This is a genomic window from Vibrio sp. Y176 (assembly GCF_033438945.1).
The window spans coordinates 1-745 of the sequence record NZ_JAWOQS010000438.1; the positions used below are offsets into that span (position 1 = coordinate 1).

The following is a 745-nucleotide window of genomic DNA, read 5'->3' on the forward strand; positions in this document are numbered from 1 at the left end:
TGGCATCAAAATGCGTAGTGACGGACTTAGCGGATAAACCAATTCACCTTTGTCCCTTTCAAGTTCAATCCCCCAAGCTGAGATTTGCTCGTTCTCCAAACTCTGCGCGTACTTAAAATACTCTCGCGCAGATTTATCTCGAAGGATCAATGATGGGCCAGCGATGCCGGTTTTGAAATCGTATTTAATGCGAACTTTTTCGGTGCCAGAGGTATCGAGAAAACGGATCTGCTTATACAGTTTTTGGTTGCGAGCAACCGAGCTCCACATGTTCTCTAAGATGGTCAGATTGGCTTTACTGGGTTCACGTAAGTAATCGTAAAGGCTTTGACTGTGACCAAGTAGGTCGCTGATGGTTTCTATCTGATCTTGAATATTGTTGTATTCGCGCCCGGTGTAAGCCAGTTGGTGTAAGGCTTCTTTGGCGGTGTTTTCAACATTATTCGCTAAGAGGGCTTGGTATTTCTGGTAGTAGTAGGTGGCGGTGAGGGCACTAAAGAATAGTGCTGTCGCCAATAATGTGCCGACCAGCTTTTTTACTTTCACGCGTCCTACAGCCTATGATGCCTACTAAAACGACAATTATATCATTATTTGGCAGCATCTAAACAAAAAGCCACTGTAATACAGTGGCTTTTCGGTCAGATATGAGGCTTGTTAAGGCTTTAACGCTCGTTCTCCACGGGCAATACCTACTACCCCGCTACGTGCTACTTCGACCACTTCGGTGACTTCGGAGATGGCT

2 pseudogenes are annotated in these 745 nt (G+C 45.5%); both read right to left on the reverse strand.

Annotated features, from left to right (window positions below):
* A pseudogene (locus R7O13_RS26545) lies at positions 1-546 on the reverse strand (diguanylate cyclase); the annotation flags it as partial.
* A gap of 111 nt (positions 547-657) precedes the next feature.
* Positions 658-745: pseudogene (gene ilvH / locus R7O13_RS26550) on the reverse strand (acetolactate synthase small subunit); the annotation flags it as partial.